The organism is Plesiocystis pacifica SIR-1, assembly GCF_000170895.1.
GTDB lineage: Bacteria > Myxococcota_A > Polyangia > Nannocystales > Nannocystaceae > Plesiocystis > Plesiocystis pacifica.
The window spans coordinates 12,903-31,493 of sequence record NZ_ABCS01000026.1 but is presented as its reverse complement, the minus strand read 5'-3'; the positions used below and the strand labels follow the sequence as shown (position 1 = coordinate 31,493).

Sequence of the window (18,591 nt, the reverse complement as noted above, 5' to 3'; positions counted from 1 at the left end):
CCGCTCGCCATGGACGTCGAGGATGAGGGCAAGGGCCGGCCGAGCGGGCAGCCGGATCCGACGCACAGAGCCGTCGAGGCCGGGCCATCGGCCAAGGCCGGTGTCGAGCGCGGCATCGAGACCCGGCGGCAAAAGGCCGCGATCGAGGCGGCCTTGTTCGGGGAGCCCGACGAGGAGGTCACCCCGATCCGCATCGGTCGCTTCATCGTCGTGCGCGAGCTCGGGGCCGGGGGCATGGGCGTGGTCTACCTCGCCTACGACGAGGAGCTCGACCGGCGCGTGGCGGTCAAGCTGCTGCGCCGCGACCACGGCGACGCCGAGGCGCAGGCCCGGCTGCAGCGCGAGGCCCAGGCCATGGCCCGGCTCAACTCGCCGCACGTGGTCACGGTCCACGAGGTCGGCACCCACGAGGGCCAGGTGTTCGTGGCCATGGAGTACGTCAAGGGCTACAGCCTGCGCGGCTGGCTGCGGGACAACCCCAAGCGCGATCAGGCCGAGCTCATGGCGCTGTTCTTCGGCGCGGGCGAGGGCCTGGCGGCGGCCCACGAGGCGGGCATCGTCCACCGCGACTTCAAGCCCGACAACGTGCTCGTGGGCGAGGACGGGCGCGTGCGCGTGGCCGACTTCGGCCTGGCCCACGCCCTCGAGCTCAGCAGCGAGGCCGAGCAGACCTCGAGCATCGCCCACGTCGTCCAAGAGCGCCGCGCGGGGGTGTCGGCGAGCAACCTCGACACCCCGCTGACCAAGACCGGCGCGATCATGGGCACGCCGGCCTACATGGCGCCGGAGCAGTTCGCGGGCGAGCCCACGGACGAGCGCACCGATCAGTTCGCCTTTTGCGTCGCGCTGTGGGAGGGCCTCTACGGCCGGCGGCCCTACGCGGGCCTGGGCCTGGCGGACCTGATCGTGGCGGTCAACCACCGGCGGATCACCGAGCCGCCCCCCGAGCGCGCCCGGGAGGTCCCGAGCTGGCTGCGCGAGCGAGTCCTGCGCGGGCTCTCGCCCGATCCGGCCGATCGCTGGCCGAGCATGCGGGCGCTCCTCGACGCCCTCGCCAACGACCCCATCGCCCGACGTCGGCGCCTGCTCGAGGCCGGCCTGGGCGCGGCCGCGGTCGGGGCGGTGCTGCTCGCGTCGACGACCCTGGCGACGAGCGAGCTGCAGGACAACGCGCGCCAGCGCTATTGGAGCGCCCTGACGGAGGAGCTGCTCGAGCTCGAGCGCGAGCGGAGCTTTCGCCAGGTCAGCGCCGACGCCGAGCGCTCCCGGGACGCCACGCGCATGAGCGTGTTCCGGCGCTACCGCCCCCAGCAGGGCGCGGCCGAGCGCGAGGACCCCACCGTCGCCGCGGCCTTGCTGCGCGAGGTCGAGGGCGAGGCGCGGGGCGGGGAGGCCTGGGTCAGCGCGGCCAACGAGATCCTCAACTATCCGCTCAGCCACGTCGTGGCCCGGGAGCACGACGGGCTGATCACGTGGATGGTGTTCTCCCCCGAGGGCGACACGCTCTATACGAGCGCCTTCGACGGGACGGTGCGCCGCTGGTCGACGGCCACCGGCGCGAGCGAGCGGATCGTTCAGCACGAGGCGCCCATCGACTACCTCGCGCTCAGCCCCGACGGGCGCCGGCTGGTCTCGGGGTCGAAGGACGGCGAGGTCCGGCTGTGGTCCGTCGACGAGCCCGAGCTGAGCAAGGTCATCGCCAAGCACGAGCTGGAGATCACCGACCTGCGCTTCGACCCCTCGGGCGCCCTGCTCGGGACCGCGTCCATGGACGGGACCATCAAGCTCACGCAGATGCCGGCGAGCCTCGACCCGGGCGCCCGGGTCCGCCCGCCGAGGGTCCTGGAGGTCGAGCCCGGGCGGGTGTTCGCGCTGGCCTTCGACCCCACGGGGGCGGTGGTGTTCAGCGGGGGAGACGACGCCCGAGTCCGGGCCTGGCGGGTCGAAGACGGCGCCTTGCTGGCGACCTTCGAGGGCCACGAGCAGCCGATCTACTTCCTCGAGACCCTGGCGACCGAGGGCGCGGGACCGTCGGCGACCTACGCCGTGGCCTCGGGCTCGGACGACGGCACGCTGCGGCTGTGGCGGACGACGAGCGCGGGCCCGCTGGACGAGGGCGGGGCCGAGGTGCTCGCGCGCTTTGGCGATCCCATCTCCTCGCTCGAGACCAGCCTGGCGAGCGGCGCGGTCGCGGCGGGCACGGTCCTGGGCGCGATCGGGCTCGTGCGCGAGGTGCCGACCCGGCCGAGGGGGGGCGCACCCAGCCCCGAGCTCGAGCCGCTGTCCGGGCACCGCGACGGGGTCTGGAGTCTGGCCTTCAACACCACGGGCGAGCGCCTGTTCTCGGGCTCCTTCGACGGCAGCGCGCGGGAGTGGTCGACGGCCAACGAGCGCGCGCCGAAGGTCTACACCGGCCACCCGATCTCCGTGTTCTCGGTCGCGACCGACCGCCAGGGGCGGTGGCTGGCGACCGGCGGGTACGACGGGGAGCTGCGCATCTGGGATCGCTCGGCGGAGCAGCCCAGCGTCGAGTTGATGCGGGCGGCCGGCCGCCTGGGGTCCATGGCCGTCGACCCCGAGGGGCGCTGGGTCGTGGCGGGCACCAGCAAAGGTTCCCTCGAGCGCGCGAACCTCGACGGCGGCGCCCTCGGCCGGGTCGTCGTCGGCGACGCGCCGATCACCGCCCTGGCCCTCGCGCCTTCGAGCGCCGAGATCGTCGCGGGGACGGCCATGGGAACCCTCGCGTGGTGGCGCTTCGACGCGGGCGAAGGCGGGGTCGGGGTCCTCGAGCGCTTCGAGGCGCACCGCGACAAGGTCTGGGACCTGGCCTTCGACCCGGCGGGCGCGCGCCTGGCCGTCGCCTCCTTCGACGGCCGCGTGAGCCTGTGGGACGCCCGCGACCACAGCCTCGAGGGCACCCTCGAGGGCCACACGGACTTCGTCATGCGCGTCGCCTTCGTGAGCGCCGGCCGCCTGCTCAGCGCGGGTCGGGACGGGAGCCTGCGCCTGTGGCAGGTCGACGAGGGCCGGGAGCTCGCCCGCGACACCTTCGAGGGCGCCCGGATCAACGACCTCGCGCGCAGCCCCGAGCCCGGGGTGTGGGCCGGCGCGATGGACAGCGGCCGGGTCGCCGTGTGGCGCGTGGGCGAGACCATCGAGCGCGTGCAGACCTTCAGCGCCCACGACAACCAGGTCTGGTCCGTGAGCTTCGACGCCACGGGCGAGCGCCTGCTCTCGACCTCCTTCGACGGGACGGCGAAGCTGTGGTCCGTGGCCGACGGCGAGCTGCTCGCCAGCCTCGAGGGGCACCGCGAGCAGCTGTGGGCGGGGGCCTTCGTCGACGAGCAGCGCGTGGTCACCGTGTCCGACGACAGCACCGCGCGGCTGTGGAGCCTGGATGTGCCGGGGACTCCGAGCGTGCCCCTGCCCCACGGCGACGCGGTCCTCGGGGTGTTGCCCGTGCGCGCGCGCGAAGCCTTCGTGACCCACAGCCTCGACGGCCGGGTGTTGAGCTGGGAGCTGGCGGGGATCAGCGGTCGAGAGGCGGCCTTGCAAGCGCGCCTCGAGTCCGCGACGACTCTGTGTTTGAGCCCAGCCGTGCGCATGCGCGAGCTGGGCGAAGAACGCAAACAGGCCGAGCGCGAGCACTCGGCCTGTGAGCGGCGGCAGGGGCGGGGTCCCTAGCCGCAGAGAGGTTTCGTTCAGATGGCGAGGACCGTGATGTCGTTCTCCTGGACCTGGCCGCTGTCCATGGTGAACTCGATGGTGCCCTGGACGGCGTCGGGGGCCTCGAGGCTGATGCGCAGGACCTCGTCGCCGGTCTGCGCCTGGAGGTCGATGAGGGCCTGCGGGCTGAGCCAGAAGGTCGTCGGGTCGTCGTCGCTGTCGAAGGTCGTGACCTCGACGCTGGTGATGCCATCACCTTGGTATTCCGTGTCGATGGTCATGTGCAGCTTGTCGTCATCGGCCACGCCGCCAGCGGGGACGAAGAGGTTGCAGCGCGCGCAGATCGGGGTCTGGGGCTGGGGGTCGCCGAGGTTGGTCAGCAGGTCGGGCTCGCACATGCCGGAGCCGACGGGGATGGTGATGTCGGTGACGGTGGTGAGGGCGAGCACGTCGTTGACCGCGGTCTCGAAGTCACCCATGTTGCCGTCGGCGGGCTGGGCGGCCACGGTGCACAGGTTGGACGGGCAGCTGGGCTGGCCGGTGCACGCGTCGGACAGGGCGCCGCACACCGAGATGCGGTGGACGTCCGTGGCGGTGGGGAAGTCGGCGGTCATGCCCGTGTCCCAGCCCGTGTCGTAGAGGGTGTTCATGATCTCGTAGGGGCGCAGCTCGGGGCGGTAGGACCACAGCAGCGCGGCCGCACCGGCGGCGACGGCCGTGGACACGGAGCTGCCCGTGAGCGGGTCGCCGAAGGCGTCGGCGACGATGCCGTTTTGGCCGAGGGCGACGAGCCGGGGGATGCCGTCGAGGCGGGAGTTGGCCGTGCGCCGGTCGTGCTGGTCGACGGCGCCGACGGCCCAGACCAGCGGCGGCGTGAACAGGCGCCCGGGGCCCGCGTCGTGGATCGGGTAGTTGGCGGTGTAGGCCGCGTCAGCCTCGAAGCCCTTTTGCGAGCAGCTGGCCGCGCTGGGGGCGTAGTAGGACTCGAAGGAGGCGGGCGAGAGGGGGTCTTGCTCCTCGCAGAGCTCGTCGGTGTTGTTGCCCGCCGCGGAGACCACGATGGCGCCCTGGCACGAGGCGTACTGCAGGGCCTCGTAGAGCGCCTTGCCCGGGCCGCGGGTCAGGGACTCGGCCAGGGGCGCGTCGCGGTTCCAGCCGAGGCTGAGGTTGATGACCAGGCGGTGGGGCACGTCCGTCCCGCCGACGACGTCGCGGCGGTCGACCCACTCCGCGACCGCCTCGTAGATGCCCATGGCCACGTCACCCTGCGTGCCGTGCTCGCCGCCGTTGGACCAGTTGGGCATGAAGTTGTCGGCGTCGGTGCGCGGCATGCCGAGGGTGTGGTGGATCTCGGTGTGGCAGTTCGTCGCGGTGTCGGGGCAGGTGATCTCGTCGATGATGTCGGCCATGTACTGGCCGTGGTAGTTGACCGGAAGGATCAGCGCCGAGTCGGCCGCGTCCTGCGAGAGGGTGTCGACCACGGCGACGTCCACGTCGTCTCGGCCGGTCCCGGTGCCGACCGCCGACGCGCCCATGTCCCAGCCGATGTTCTCCATGAAGGCGTCGGCGAGGGCGTCGGTGACGTTCTGGTCGTAGAGGTCAGCCTGGGCGAACTGGCCGCGGCAGTCGGCCGCGACGGAGGTGACGTTCATGTCGCCCCAGATGTCGATCTCCGTCAGCATGGCCTCGTACAGCGTGGGGTCGGCGACGAGCTGGGAGCTCGGGCCGGTGTAGTCGTAGGCGCAGAAGCGGTCGAGGTCGCCGGGCGCCGAGCCGAGGCTGGTGAGCTCCGGGGAGCCTTCCTCGAACAGGGGGTAGGCGACCCAGTCCGGCGGCATCAAGCTGGGCTCGCAGCCGTTGACCGCGCTGTCCTCGAGCACGCCGATCAGCCGGTTGACGCCGGGGCAGTCGACGAAGTCGTCGTAGTCGGTGCTGTGGACGCTGGGGCCCTGCCCCTCGGGGGCCTGGACGCCCTGACCCGCGGCCTGTTCGCTCGCGCCCCCCGCGTTGGCCTCCGCGGCCTCGAAGTCTTCGAATTCTTCACCGTCGATCTCGCACGCGACGAGGGCCAACGAACACAGCACCACACTTCCGAATTTCTTCATCATCCCGTTGCTCCGGCAGCGTTCCTTTGACTGCCTTTGCGTGGGATGTACCGGGCCCCCGAATAACGATTAACTCTTTTTCGATTTTTTCTGGGCGGCCCAAATCAGCCCAACCCAGCCCAGCCCAGCTCAGTCTGATTCGTCGCTGCCCAGGGCCAGCTCGCGCAGCTGCTCCGCCCACCCGTCGAGGTTGCCCAGGGTGCTCTGCAGCTCGTCTTGGGAGCTCGAGATCTCCGTGATCGCCTCGGCGAGGAGCTGCTTGGCGCGGCGCAGTCGACTCTTGAAGGTGCCCAGGGGCATGTCGAGCGCCTGCGCAATCTGCACGTCGGTCATCTGCTCCCAGTAGCGCAGCTCGAGGGCGACCTGCATGGGCACGGGGATGCGACGCAGGGCCTCGAGCAGCAGGCGTTGTTCGCGGAGCTTGGCGTAGACCCGGCTCGGGGTTGGGTCGACGTCGCGGGCCGTCACCTCGCCGACGTCGAAGCGCTCCTGCTCGCGGTTGCGGGCCCGGTAGTGCTTGCACAGCTGGCGGTAGGCGACGGCGAACAACCAGGTGCGAAACTCCCCATCGCCTCGGAATCGTTCGAAGCCCTCGAGGCAACCCAGGAAGGTCTTTTGGACGAGGTCCTGGGCCTCGGCGGCGCCGACCTTGTTGCGAAAGAAGCGGTTGATGGCGTCGTAGTAGCGCTCGAACAGGGCCTTGCCCGCGCGCCGGTCGCCCTCGCGCCAGTCGACGAGGAGGTCGTCGTCGGTCTTCTCCACCATCGCTGAATTTCGCATCCCGCCTACTCGCGCAACTATGTCCGATCGGCTTCGCTGCCATCGCGGCGTTTTCGGCCGCGAGCTCTGGCGGGCATGCACCGAATGAAAAGACGGTCACTCATGGCGACCGTCAATGGGCAGGACAGGACTCGAACCTGCGACTCCCGCGGTGTAAACACGGTGCTCTAACCACCTGAGCTACCCGCCCGGTCGGGCCAACTTAGCAGAGCGTGGCGCCCACAGCTGCTCGTCGAGGCGGCGGATGATCGTGCGCTCGCCCACGGGCAGGGCGCCGAGGCGCTGCGTGCAGCTGCGGCCGTCGAGGTCGAGGGTGGGCGCGAGCTCGGCGAGGGGTGCGAGTACGAAGTCGCGACCCAACATGCGGGGGTGGGGGAGCTCCAGCTTGGGGCTCGAAACGCGGACGCAGACCCCGTTTTGCTTGGCCAACAAGATGTCGAGGTCGAGGGTTCGATCGCCCCAGCGCTCCCGTCGGAGCCGGCCGTGGCGGCGCTCGATGGTCAGCAGCTCGGCGAGCAGGGCGGGCGCGTCGAGGCTCGAGTGCAGCTCGGCGATGGCGTTGAGGAAAGGACCCGTACCCGGACCGACGGGGTGGGTCTCCCAGGCGCTCGAAGCCTCGACGGTGTGGCTGCTGGGCAGCGCGGCCAGCTCGGCGAGGGCGCGGCGCAGGGTCGAGAGGCGATCGCCCAGGTTGCTGCCCAGGCCGACGAAGTAGCGGGTCGCGCTCACTCCCTGCCCTCCTCGCGGGTGTCGGCGACCCCGGCGTGGGCGTCGGGGGAGCTCGGGGGCCCCGACCACGGCGCGCGCAGGCGGAAGCTCGGGACGCGCTCTTCCCACTGCCCCGAGTCCGCGTCGGCGACCCCGATCTCCAGGACGGCCGGGACGCTGCCCTGGGCTTCGCCCGGCCACGGCGGGAGCACGAAGGCCGCCCGGCCGCTCGCGTCGGTCTGGGCCTCGAGCTCGAGGGCCTCGCCGCCCTCGTCGAGCAGGCGCAGGCGCAGGCGTCGGTCGCTGGCGGGCTCGCCCTTGGGGTCGCGGTCGGGGCAGGCCCCGGGGGGATCGAGGAGCACCTCGCGGGCCTCCGCGTAGCGCACGCTGTCCCGCGCGCGCAGGGCGTTGACGACCCCGGCGCTGAGCAAGATGGCGCTGAGCGTGGCGAAGGCTCCCCCGGTCAGCCACGCCGCGGTGTTGTCGTAGACGACCCGGCCCTGGTCGTCGATGAGGCGGTTGCCGAAGGCGTTGGGCCGGGCGAAGGCGAAGGCCGCGAAGCCCCCGGCGACGGTGCCCAGGCCGAAGTCCCAGGCGACGAAGCCCCGGCTGCTGCGCTCGATGGTCTCGACCCGGAGCACGGCCTGGTGGCGGGCCTGGGCGCAGCGAGGCAGCTCGCGGACGTCGACGAGCAGGCGCGGGCCGAGCTGGATGAACTCGACGCGAAAGTCCGTGGCCACGCGCTGGGGTCCGCCGACGACGACGGGCGCGGCCTCTTGGGCGGGGCTCGGCGGGTCGAGGCGCACCGTCGACTCGACGTCGATGGGCGCGCAGCCGAGGGCGGCGACGCAGGTCGCGGACACGAGCGCGGCCGCCCTGCCCCCGCGCGCTGGCTCGGCTCGGGTCACAGCTCGACGGCCAGGCCGAGCTTGGCCCCGACCACGCGGCTGACCGTCGCCATCAGCTCCTCGTCGGTCTTGCGGGCGATCCACTTGCCGCTGTCCGGGACCCAGTCGAAGTGCCACGCGGTCGTGCCCGCGGCCATCCACACCTGCTCGGCCGCGGAGTGGGCGTTGATGATGAACTGATCGCCGCCGGCGAAGGCGAGGGTCAGCACGTCGCCGGCCAGGTCGACGTCGAGCTCGTCGTGCTCGAGGTCCCCGAGGATCTCGTCGATGTGGCGCAGGGCGGCGGAGGACTGGGTGTGGAAGGTCTTTCGATCCATCGTGGGCTCCCTCGCTCAGGGCTGGGTCGGCTGGGCGGTCGGCTGTGCGGTCGGTTGGGCGGTCGGTTGGGCTTCCGGGGACAGCTCGACGCCCAGGGCCTCGGCCTGGTCCTCGGAGATCACCCGCATGGCTTCGCCGTTGGGCAGCATGATCACGTCGGGGGGCGAGGCGAGGCGGTTTTGGACCTGGTTGCGGAAGTTTTGATCCGCGGCCTCGGCCCCGGCCTGGAAGCGCTCGACCGCGCGCCAGCCAAAGAAGACCAGGAGCGGGACGTAGATCGCCACGCGCAGGCGCAGCCCCCACTTCTTGCCCAGGCGAAAGCGGGAGCGGGGCTCGCCCTCGTCAACCTGATCTCCGGGCTGGTCTTCGGTCGCCACGGCCTGACTGTGCAGCATCCGCGGGCACAGGTCTACCGGGCCCGCCCAGGCCCCGCCATCCGAGCGGGGATCGCCGGCCTCAGGGGCTCGACAGGAAGGGCCGGCGGCGGCTGACGATGGCGAAGATGTCGCTGCGCGGGTGGAGCTCGCTGGGCACGACGCCCGCGCTGGCCCGGGTGATGACCAGGTCGACCTCGCAGGCCGCGTCCATGCCGGTGAGTCGCCCGGCCTCGAACACGTGCTCGCCGTCGTCCTCGACGTCGTCGTGCACGCCGAGGCCGTCGATGCAGGTCGAGCCGATCGCGTCCTCGACCGCGACCTCGGCGAGCTGCCCGTCCCACGCCGGCGACCACGACACGGCCAGGTCGGCGCTCCGGGAGTGGCTCGAGTCCAGGGCCGGCGCGTCGATGGTGAAGCCCGGCGGCGGCTCGACGGTCGCCACGTGGGTCGCGCTCTTGCGGGTGAATTCGACGTTGTACTCGGCCTGGGCGCTCTCGAAGGTCGCCACGTAATAGAGCTGCCCGAGCACGCGGACGAGCTTCATGGCCTCGCCGTTGACCGTCAGCTCGTCGTCCTGGGTGCACAGCACCAAGGGTGTGGACGCGCCGTCTTCGATGGCCTCGAGGACCACGTCGACCTCGACCTCCTCGTCGCGGTCGATGACGAAGACCTGCATGGCGATGGCGCTCGCGTCGAGGTTGCAGGCCGGCTCTTCGCTGCAGCCGCTGATGCCCACGAGCGCCGCCACGGCCAGGGTCGCGGCCATGACCTTTGGGCAGCTGGCGTTCGCGGGCGAAAGGTGCGCGCTCATGAGCCTCACCAGGGTACCCTGCCCGCGGGCTCGGCCAGATCTGCAGGGGCCGGGGTCGGGCTCGGCCCCGAGGTCGGGCGGAGTCGAACCAGGGGCCCGGCGAAAGCCTGCCCCTCGTGACAAACTTGCGTTGAATCCGCGAATCCGCGATCCTGAACCAGAGCACCGCGCCCCCGAGTTCAGTCGAACTCCTCGGCAATTACTGGTGCCTTGGCTTGCGCCCGCTACAGTGAGCGGAGCTGGCGCGACACGGCTGAGCCCCCCATGCCCAACGACGATACGAGCGACGGAACTCTCGGACGGATCGCGCTCAAGCGCATGAGCCGGGCGGAAATCGAGGCGCGCAACCGCGAGCAGACGGCCCAACGGCGCGCGGCGAGCTCGTCGAACGCTTCGGGCTCGCCGGGCGCTTCGAGTTCGTCGAGCTCGGCGAGTCAGGCTGGTCGCCTGGTCCCCTACCTCGACCTGTTCTCGCGGCTCTCGGACGAGGAGCTCGGGCGGCTCGCGCGGGTGACCAAGCCCGTGGTCGAAGGCCTCCGCGCGCAGGTCGACGAGGTCAACCGCGCCCTGGGTCGCTACGTCGATCTGCTGCCTCGCCTCGCCGATGACGAGCTGATTCGGCTGACGGGCGCGAGCGCCAAGACGATCCGCTTTTGGCGCTTGTGCCAGCCCCGTGGCGCAGCCGCAGCGCCGTCGCAGCCCAGCCCCCAGCCCAGCCCCCAGCCCGCAGCGCCCGTGCCCAAGACCCCGAACGTCGGCACCGGTCCGCTGGCGTCGGCGAGTGCCTCGGACAGCCAGCGCCGCATCGCCGAGCCGCTCAGCCCGACGCCGCCCGTGTCCTCGCCCCCGACCCAAAAGCCACGGGAGGCGGATCCCTTCGAGATCAGCGTCGAAGACGACGACGGCCCGGCGAGCGCGCCCACCTTGTGGGACGAGCCGCAGCCCGACGAGTCGTCCACGATGATCATCGACTTTGATTAGCCAGTCCCTCGGGCGGCTGGCTCGGGGCGAGGTCCCCCGTTATGCTCCGGCGAGCGTGCCCGCCCCGATCCAGGTCCGAGCTTGCGATCCCAACGCGCCGCGGGAGGCCGCCCGGGCCATCGTCGAGCGCTTGCTGCCGACCCTGCCCCGGCGCCGACCGGTGACCCTCGCGGTCCTCGCTCAGGGTCCCGCCGCCGGGCTCACGGTCACGCCGTGGGTGTTGCGGGGGTTGATCGACGCCCTCGAGACGGGGCAGCGCGGGCCGCTGACGATCTTGACTCTGGGCGACGCGGACGCGGGCGAGGCGAGCCTACGCAAGGCCGGCCTCGCGGACGGGCGGATGCGCTGGCCCGGGGGGGATCGGCGCGTGGGCTTGCGGGTCGAGGGGGCTGCGCGCCCGGCTCGAGTGCCCCGGGAGCTCCTCGGCTCGAGCCTCGTCGCGGTCATGCCGATGTTGTTTCGGGCCCATCCGGCGAGCGCACCCAAGCTGCGCGGGCGCCCTCCGGCGGCGCGCTGGGACGGGCCCATGGCGTTGCTCAGCGAGCAGCTCGCCCTGCGCTGCGAGGTCGATCTCGACGGCCCCAAGCGCGGGGCGACCCGTCGCACGAGCGCGCTCTTGGGCCGAAGCCCGCGGGGCACGGAGCCCGCCGAGGCCCGCGCTGCGAGGGCGCGCCTGGTCGGCGAGCAGCTGCTCGGGGCCGTGTTTGCGAGCACGAGCGTCGTCCTCGACGCGACCTGGGCCGGCGCCCTCGCGCCCAAGCCCGAAGACGCCGTCGCCCCTTCGCGGACGAGGGCGCGGGTCGAGCAGGGGCGCTTGCCCGACCTCGCCGGTGAGCTCGTGAGCCCCGCTCGGGTCCTGGGCGTCCCCGAGCTCGCGCGGGCGTGGAAGCGCGGCGAGCTCGAGCGCCTCGATCGGTGGTTGAGCGAGGCCCTCGGCCTCGCGCGCGCCGGCCAGACCCCCGCGCCAGAGTTTTGCGAGAGCCCCGGGCGGTGGCCGCAGCTCGACGGCAGCGTCGCCCGACCGCGCCCGGTCGGTCGCTCCCCCAAGCGCCTCGCCGACCGGGCCATCTCCAGCATCCGCACCCAGCACCAGCGCCTGACCAACTCCGGTCCCCGGGCAGCTCTGCCGGCGCGGGTGCCCGGTCCCTTCGCCACGCTGTGGACGCAGCGCTGGTACGGCGAGGGGGCGGGGGCGCGTCGGTGAGCCGCCTGCTCCGGCGCACCCTGGTCGGGGTGGCCGTGGGCGTGCTCGTCTACGTCGTCGCCCTGCTCGTCTTCGACGCCCGGGAGATCGCCGCCAGCCTCACCGACTTCGCCTGGCCCGCCGTGGGCCTGGCCCTGCTGCTGTCCTCGATCAACTACCTGCTCCGCTTTTGGAAGTGGGAGCTGGCGCTGGGCTGGCTCGACGTGCGCGGGGGCTCGGGGGGGCTGCACGAGGCCACGGAGCTGAGCTTGCCGCGCTCGCTGCAGATCTACTTGGCGGGGCTGAGCATGTCCGTCACCCCCGGCAAGGTCGGCGAGGTCCTGCGCAGCGCCCTGCTCCGGGCGAGCAACGGCGTGCCCTTCACGCGCACGGCCATGGTCGTCGTGGCCGACCGGCTCAGCGATCTCATCGCCCTGGTGCTGCTCGCCTTGCTCGGTCTGCTCGGGGTCTCGGGCGCGAGCGCCTACCTGCCGCACATCCTCGCCGCCCTGGTCCTGGTGATCATCGGCGTGGTCATCCTGGGCACGCCCCGGCTGTTCGGCGGCCTGCTCGACCTGCTCGCCAAGCTGCCCGTGGTCGGCAACCTGGCCGAGAAGGCCCGGGGCCTCGTCGACAGCTCCGCGGTGCTCTTGCGCCTGGGCTACCTCGTGATCCTCAGCGCGATCTCGGTGGTCGGCTGGGGCCTCGAGTGCATCGGCTACTGGCTGATCCTGACGGCCTTCCCCGGCGTCGAGGCGAGCGTGCTGCTGTGCGTGTTCCTGTGGTCCGCGACCACGCTGATCGGCGCCCTGTCGTTCTTGCCCGGAGGCCTCGGCGCGACCGAGGGCTCCCTCGGCGTGCTCGTGGCGCGCATGGCCGTGGGCGTCGGCGAGTCCGTCGCCGTCGCCTCCACCTTCCTCATCCGCGCGTGCACCCTCTGGTACGGTGAGCTCGTCGGCGCCATCGCCCTGGCGACCTTCATGCGCGACCCCAGCACCCACGCCGACGCCATCGACCTCGACGGCGAAGCGCCCCCCGAGAGCGACCCCCCCAGCATCGACCTAGACCCATGATCGAGTACGAGATCGTCGACGAGTTTGCGACCACGCCCGAGCGCTACTGGCCCATGTTCTTCAGCGAGGCCTACAACGCCGCGCTGTGGAAGGCCCTCGACATCGGGCACGAGCTGCTCGAGTTTCGCCGCGAGGGCGAGGGCGACAGCGAGGTCATCCACCGGGTCCAGCGCCTGACCCCCAAGCGCGACGTGCCCCCGGCCCTGCAAAAGCTCGTCGGCGGCGCGATCGCCTACGAGGAGCGCAACGTGTGGCGGGCCCGGGACAACGCCATGGAGGTCGTGACCATCCCCAACTTCTTCGCCGACAAGTTCGACACCCGGGGCACCTACCGCCTCGAGGCGATCGGCGACAAGCGGCTGCGCCGGATCTGGACGGCCCACTGCAAGTGCGGGGTCGCCTTCGTCGGCGGCAAGATCGAAAAGCAGGTCGTCGAGGAGGTCAAGCGCAGCTACCGGGCGACCACCGCGTTTACCCAAAAGTGGATCGCCGAGCAGATGAGCTGAGCTGAAGCTCAGCTACGCCCGTTGCCGTTCTCGAGCCGGTCGCGGCGGCGCTGGAGCAGGGCCGAGATGGTCGGCACGGCGAGCATGGCCGCGATCGCCGTGGCCACGATGCCGATGACGGCGAGCTCGCCGATGCTGCGCAGGCCCCCGTTGTCGGAGAACAAGAAGGCCCCGAAGCCGACCATGGTCGTCATCGTCGCGGCGAGGATCGCCTGGCCGGTCTCGTCGACGCTCCGGTGCAGGCCCGTGTTCGTGCTCGGTCCGCGGCGGATCGCGGCGGTCAGGTAGACCCCGTTGTCCACGCCGATGCCGAGGATCGCCGGGAGGATCGGCACGTTGAGCACGCTGAGCTTGAGGCCGAAGGTGCCGAGGATCCCGAAGGTCCACCAGATCGCCAGGAGCAGCGGCGAGAGGGTCACGAGGGTCTGGCCGAAGCTGCGCACCTGCCAGAATACGAACGCGGTCACGACCAGGGCGGCCATGCCCATGACCACGGGCCACTCTTCCTGCAAGAGGATGAAGGTCGTGGCGTAGACCGTGGGCTCACCCACGTAGACGCGGCTCTTGTCGGCGGCGCTGACTCCCGGCTCGTCGACCCCCGTGTAGGCGGTGGTCTCTTCGAGGAAGTCGACGCCGGTGAACATGTCGGCGGCGTCGTAGTTGGGGTAGGCGAAGATCGCCCAGCTGCCGTCGTCGCCGCGCAGCATGCCGGTGGCGCTCTTGGGCAGGTCGTCGGGGCCGAAGGTGGACGCGCGGAGCATGCGACGCAGGAGCTTGCCGTCCTCGGCGTCGATGAGCGCGTCGCCCTCGGCGGGGGGCTCGGGGCCGGCCTCGGCTTCGGGCTGCTCGGGCTTGGCTTCGGGCTTGTCCTCGGGCTGGGCCTCTCCAGACTCGCCCGCGTCCTCACCCGCGTCGTAGGCTTCGAACTCGCCCCACTCCTCGCCGCCGCCCGGGAGCTCCCAGCCCTCGTCGGCGTCGACGGCCTCGCCGTCCTCGTCGCCCTCGTCTTCGTTCGCGGCCGCGTCCCAGCCCGCGTCGCCCGCGGGGCTGTCCCAGTCGCCGCCGACGACGGCTCCGGGCGCAGGGGCTTCGCCGCCGTTGGTCGCGCCAGGAGCCGCGCCTTCGTCGGGCTCTTCGCCGCCCAGGCGCGCCCAGGTCCGCGGGCTCCAGTTGGCCGTGAGGTCGCGGATGCGCCGCTCGCGTTTGTCGAGGTCGATGTTCGCTGGCGGCAGCAGGCTCGGCGCGGCGACGAGGGAGTCGAGCAGGCTCTCGCCCTCCTCTGCCCGTCGGGCCTGGCGCTCCTGGGCCTGCTCGTAGACCCGCTCGAGCTCCTCCCAGTCCTCGATCACCAGCACGCTCGCGTGCACGTCGCGGCCGAAGATCTCGGAGATCAGGAACACGTCCGCCTCCGTGACCTCGCGGTTGTGGTCGGACTGCAGCTCGCGACTGCTGCGCTCGAAGCCGCCGTCGCGCAGGGTGCTGATCCCGCGGACCGAGGCCACGGTCAGGATGACCAGCGCGACGAACACCAGCCCCGGCCGGGCCAGGAGCATGCGCGTGGCCTGGCTGATCGCGCCGTCGCGGTGGCGCTTGGGCTTGGCGAGGCCGACGACCGCGAGCAGGGCCGGGTAGACCGTGACCATGGCGAGCAGGCACAGCGCGACGCCCGAGGCGGCGATCACCCCAAACTCGCCGAAGGCCGGGAAGGCCGACAGCGCCATGACCACGAAGGCGCTCGCCGTCGTCGCCGAGGCCACCAGCAAGGGCGCGATCACGCCCTCGAAGGCCCTCCGGATGCTGGTCTCGTTGTCGTGATGGATGCGCTCGCGCCGGGCCCGCGTCAGGAAGTGGATGCCGGCGTCGATGCCGATGCCCATGACCACCGAGGAGATCAAGCTGGTGATCACGTTGAGGTGGCCCAGGGCCAGCTGGGTGACGCCCAGGGACCAGGTCACCCCGCACAGCAGGGGAATCAACAAGGTCAGCACGGCGCGGGTGCTGCGGAACAGCAGGTAGAGCACCAGGATCACCCCGACCAGGGCGATGGAGCCGGTGCGCACCATGTCGCGGTTGACGACCTCTTGCTCGTCGGCCTTGTTGATGTAGGGGCCGACGAGGTTGAAGCGCATGTCCGTGCCCGTCCACGGCCCGCCGGCGTCGTAGATGTCCTGGACGCCCTGGCGCATCGCGTCGGTGACCGCGATGGAGAAGGCGATGATCGCCGAGCTCTCCGTCGGGCGGATGAACACGGCCAGGGCGTCGATGCCCTCGCGCTCGTAGTAGTCGCTAAAGCCCGTGCGCTCCCGGAGGTTCTCGTCGACGGCGCTGCGCTTTTGATCGATGAAGGCTTGCAGGGCCGCCGGGGCTTCGGGGTCCGGGTCGTCGATGCACACGTCGGGCGCGGCCGTGCAGAACTCGTAGTGCTGCCACGCCTCCATGCGCTCGGCGAGCTCCTCCATCTCGGCGTCGTCGAGGTAGTAGAGGGCGTGCTCGACGAAGAAGTCCGTCTCGAGGCGGTGGTCGATCTCGCGGATCCCCTCGGCGTCGCTGAAGGTCTCGTCGATGGCGTCGGCGAAGGCGTGGCGCGCCTCGGGTGTGCCGCCTTCGACGACGACGTTGATCCCCCCGACCGGGCCGAAGTTGGTCTCGACGTCGTCGAGGGCCGCGAGCACGGGGTGATCGCGAGGCAGCAGCGAGCGCAGGTCCGGGTCGATCTCGAGCTGCGACGCGAGCCAGCCGGCGACCACCGTCAACACCAAGCCGACCGCGAGGACCGCGTAGCGATGGCGGAGCACCTGCTCGATCCACCACTCGCGCAAGCGGTGGGTCCAGCGGGGTGCATGGAACGGGTCGGCCAAGGGCCGAGATGATGGGAGCTTCGGCGCGCGCGAGCAAGCCTCCGCTGTCCACGCGAAGCGCGGCTGGGAGCGCGCTCAGGTCTGCGAGGCCGCCGGCTTGCGCCCGAAGCTGACGTTCATCCAGGCGCGCTCGTGGGCGTAGTAGGCCCCGATCTTGACGGCGGAGTCGATGAGGCCGATCGACAGGGCGACGGCCACGCTCTCCGACAGGCCGTAGCTGACGCCGGTGGTGATGGCCAAAGCGATGAGGCGCCAGCTGAGCGCCTTGGTGAGGCTCCGGGTGTGGCTTTCGGTCTCCATGGTGATGGGAGATCTGGCCCATGCGCGCTTTCATTACAAACGGTGTTTGACGATAAAATAATTGGAATCAGATATCTATATCGAAGAATTTGGCGTTCTAAGGCTAAATAAACGAGGTTAAATTGTCTCGCTAATTTGTTATTTATGGCTGTGCGAAGCGCGCAAGGCATGGCATGGCGCCCTTGGCCCCACCGCTCGAAGCCCGCGCAGCTGTAGGCACGCCGAGCGGGCGGCGTTGGCGAGCCGTGGCTTGCCCACCGCTCGACGCCACCCCGCTCGATGCCGCCAGAACCGCGTTGCATCAGCAGCTGCGCGTTCCCGGCGTCTCGGCGGATCTTGGCCTACACTTCGCCGCGGTGCCCTCGACTCCCCCACGCCCTGCTCGACGCGTCCGCTCCCATCGAGCGGCGGGGGCCCCGAGGTCGGGGCATGTCTGAGCGCCAGCTGTGGGTCCGGGCCTGCGTCGGCTCGGTCGTCGTGCACGCGCTTTTCGCTCTCGGGGCCTCGCTGCTCCCCGACGGCAGCCGGGCCGGAGGCGCGACCCAGCAAGACGAGCTGTTCACGCCGGGCGCGGTGATCCCCATCGAGATCTCGGCCCCGGTCGCCTCGCTGGCCGTCGACGAGCCGGCCTCGCTGCCGCGCACCGAGTCCGAGGAGCTCCCAGCCCGCGCCCCCGAGGAGCAGCCGCCCTCGGACTCCCCCACCCCCGACGCGGGCACCAAGGCCCCGCCCGAGCCCTCCGAGGCCAACCCGAGCGAGTCGCAGGCTCCGGGTCTGGCCCTCGCGGGCCTGCGCGACAACGCCACGGCCTCGGCCACCGTCGGCAGCGTCGGACCCGACGTCGATCCTTCCGCCCTCGGCGGCTCGCGGGTCATCTACGAACAGGGCGTGCAAAACCCCGGCGTCGGCGGGGGCACCGTCCAGGGCCCGAGCGCGCCCCAAAAGACCGGCAACGACTTCACCTTCGTCCGCGAGGGCAACAAGCGAGTCTACCGCGACCCCAGCGGACGCTTCGTCGCCACCTTGCGCAGCGACGGGCGCGTCGACTTTCGCAACAAGGGCGCCAAGGCCAGCTGGACGCAGATCGGCCTGAGCGACCCCGGCACCTTGCTGAGCAAGGCCAGCGGCGAAGACCCCTACGCCCGCCTCAAGGCCCGCCTGCTCCGCGCGACCTTCGACATGCGCCTGGGCATGGCCCAGAAGTTCCAGCTCAAGCAGCTCGACAAGCGCGTCGCTCGACTCGAGAAGGACCTCGGCAAGCTCTGGGCCGACGAGCGCCGCGACTACGCCAAGAAGCGCGAGCTCCTGTTCCAGCGCTGGGACGAGTGCGACGAGCCCGACGACCTCGAGGCCGTGGACCTCCCCGGCTTCGCCGAAGCCGACACCTCGACCCTCGACGAGGCCCGGCAAAAAGCGGCCACGAAGGCGCGCAAGACGATCTTGAAGTTCATCCGCAAGAACGCGCCGAAGGGCAGCCCGCAGGCCTATACGCCCGGCGAGATCGCGGACATGAACGCCCGCCGAGAGTCGAAGCAGCCCTTCAAGCCTTACTGATTATGCCCCCGCAGGCGGCTGGGACCGGGGACGCTTCGTCGCTGTCCGCTCCTCCGCTCTGGCTGTGAGGCAATGGGGTTCGTGCCTGGGAGGGGGCATGTGGTCGCCCCCTGGAGGGGGCGTTGGTTGGCGGGGGTGAGAGGGGCGTTGGTGTTGGTTGGTGGGGGTGAGAGGGGCGTTGGTGTTGGTTGGTGGGGGTGAGAGGGGGCGTTGGTGTTGGTTGGGTGGGGGGTGAGAGGGGCGTTGGTGTTGGTTGGGTGGGGGTGAGAGGGGCGTTGGTGTTGGTTGGTGGGGGTGAGAGGGGGCGTTGGTGTTGGTTGGGTGGGGGGTGAGAGGGGCGTTGGTGTTGGTTGGGTGGGGTGAGAGGGGGCGTTGGTGTTGGTTGGTGGGGGTGAGAGGGGGCGTTGGTGTTGGTTGGGTGGGGGGGTGAGAGGGGCGTTGGTGTTGGTTGGAGAGCGCGGCG

15 protein-coding genes and 1 tRNA gene are annotated in these 18,591 nt (G+C 71.3%); 6 read left to right on the top strand and 10 right to left on the bottom strand.

The features are described from left to right. Positions 1-9: 9 nt before the first annotated feature. Entirely contained in the window at positions 10-3,684 is a 3,675-nt protein-coding gene (locus PPSIR1_RS42790; RefSeq protein WP_006972017.1) for a WD40 repeat domain-containing serine/threonine protein kinase, read from the top strand. A 17-nt stretch (positions 3,685-3,701) separates the two neighbouring features. On the opposite strand, the gene PPSIR1_RS15430 is transcribed toward PPSIR1_RS42790, so the two are convergent. The 8 genes from PPSIR1_RS15430 to PPSIR1_RS15400 all read right to left on the bottom strand — a co-directional run bounded on the left by PPSIR1_RS15430 (position 3,702) and on the right by PPSIR1_RS15400 (position 9,673). Next, positions 3,702-5,774: a S8/S53 family peptidase gene (locus tag PPSIR1_RS15430; RefSeq protein WP_086001357.1), complete on the bottom strand. Its 2,073-nt coding sequence runs from the start codon at positions 5,772-5,774 to the stop codon at positions 3,702-3,704. 126 nt (positions 5,775-5,900) lie between these two features. Continuing rightward, a complete protein-coding gene (locus PPSIR1_RS15425; RefSeq protein ID WP_006972015.1) occupies positions 5,901-6,536 on the bottom strand; it encodes an RNA polymerase sigma factor in 636 nt (211 codons plus the stop codon). Between the two features lie 131 nt (positions 6,537-6,667). Continuing rightward, positions 6,668-6,741, bottom strand: a tRNA-Val gene (locus PPSIR1_RS15420). Further along, positions 6,732-7,280, bottom strand: coding sequence for a 2-amino-4-hydroxy-6-hydroxymethyldihydropteridine diphosphokinase (folK, locus tag PPSIR1_RS42785; protein WP_006972014.1), 549 nt, complete (start codon positions 7,278-7,280; stop codon positions 6,732-6,734). The genes PPSIR1_RS15420 and folK overlap by 10 nt, the downstream gene beginning before the upstream one ends. Then, on the bottom strand, positions 7,277-8,122 hold the full coding sequence (locus PPSIR1_RS15415; RefSeq protein ID WP_157595590.1) for a hypothetical protein: 846 nt from the start codon (positions 8,120-8,122) through the stop codon (positions 7,277-7,279). The genes folK and PPSIR1_RS15415 overlap by 4 nt, the downstream gene beginning before the upstream one ends. A 41-nt stretch (positions 8,123-8,163) precedes the next feature. Then, on the bottom strand, positions 8,164-8,484 hold the full coding sequence (cyaY, locus tag PPSIR1_RS15410) for an iron donor protein CyaY (RefSeq protein ID WP_006972012.1): 321 nt from the start codon (positions 8,482-8,484) through the stop codon (positions 8,164-8,166). A 15-nt stretch (positions 8,485-8,499) separates the two neighbouring features. Next, the gene (locus PPSIR1_RS15405; protein ID WP_157595589.1) at positions 8,500-8,862 is read right to left on the bottom strand and encodes a hypothetical protein; all 363 of its coding nucleotides are present in this window, start codon (positions 8,860-8,862) and stop codon (positions 8,500-8,502) included. Positions 8,863-8,941: 79 nt separating this feature from the next. Next, positions 8,942-9,673, bottom strand: a complete 732-nt coding sequence (locus PPSIR1_RS15400) for a hypothetical protein (protein ID WP_157595588.1) — start codon at positions 9,671-9,673, stop codon at positions 8,942-8,944. Positions 9,674-9,991: 318 nt separating this feature from the next. Between PPSIR1_RS15400 and PPSIR1_RS15395 the strand changes: the two genes are divergently transcribed. From PPSIR1_RS15395 to PPSIR1_RS15380, 4 genes are read left to right on the top strand one after another with little or no spacing between them, the layout of a single operon-like run. Next, complete coding sequence (locus PPSIR1_RS15395) at positions 9,992-10,654, top strand: hypothetical protein (protein ID WP_157595587.1); 663 nt, start codon at positions 9,992-9,994, stop codon at positions 10,652-10,654. Positions 10,655-10,709: 55 nt separating this feature from the next. After that, positions 10,710-11,858 carry a hypothetical protein gene (locus tag PPSIR1_RS47865; protein WP_006972008.1) on the top strand — a complete coding sequence of 383 codons (1,149 nt, stop codon included), beginning with the start codon at positions 10,710-10,712 and terminating at the stop codon, positions 11,856-11,858. Next, entirely contained in the window at positions 11,855-12,910 is a 1,056-nt protein-coding gene (locus PPSIR1_RS15385) for a lysylphosphatidylglycerol synthase transmembrane domain-containing protein (RefSeq protein WP_157595586.1), read from the top strand. The genes PPSIR1_RS47865 and PPSIR1_RS15385 overlap by 4 nt, the downstream gene beginning before the upstream one ends. Further along, complete coding sequence (locus tag PPSIR1_RS15380) at positions 12,907-13,416, top strand: DUF2505 domain-containing protein (RefSeq protein WP_006972006.1); 510 nt, start codon at positions 12,907-12,909, stop codon at positions 13,414-13,416. Before PPSIR1_RS15385 ends, PPSIR1_RS15380 begins: the two co-directional genes overlap by 4 nt. An 8-nt stretch (positions 13,417-13,424) precedes the next feature. Here PPSIR1_RS15380 and PPSIR1_RS15375 read toward each other — a convergent pair whose 3' ends face one another. Together PPSIR1_RS15375 and PPSIR1_RS15370 are read right to left on the bottom strand one after the other, a co-directional pair. Beyond that, the gene (locus PPSIR1_RS15375) at positions 13,425-16,274 is read right to left on the bottom strand and encodes an efflux RND transporter permease subunit (protein ID WP_157595585.1); all 2,850 of its coding nucleotides are present in this window, start codon (positions 16,272-16,274) and stop codon (positions 13,425-13,427) included. A 75-nt stretch (positions 16,275-16,349) separates the two neighbouring features. After that, entirely contained in the window at positions 16,350-16,574 is a 225-nt protein-coding gene (locus PPSIR1_RS15370) for a DUF2061 domain-containing protein (RefSeq protein WP_006972004.1), read from the bottom strand. A gap of 429 nt (positions 16,575-17,003) precedes the next feature. Between PPSIR1_RS15370 and PPSIR1_RS15365 the strand changes: the two genes are divergently transcribed. After that, a complete protein-coding gene (locus PPSIR1_RS15365) occupies positions 17,004-18,128 on the top strand; it encodes a hypothetical protein (RefSeq protein WP_006972003.1) in 1,125 nt (374 codons plus the stop codon). The last annotated feature ends 463 nt before the right edge of the window (positions 18,129-18,591 follow it).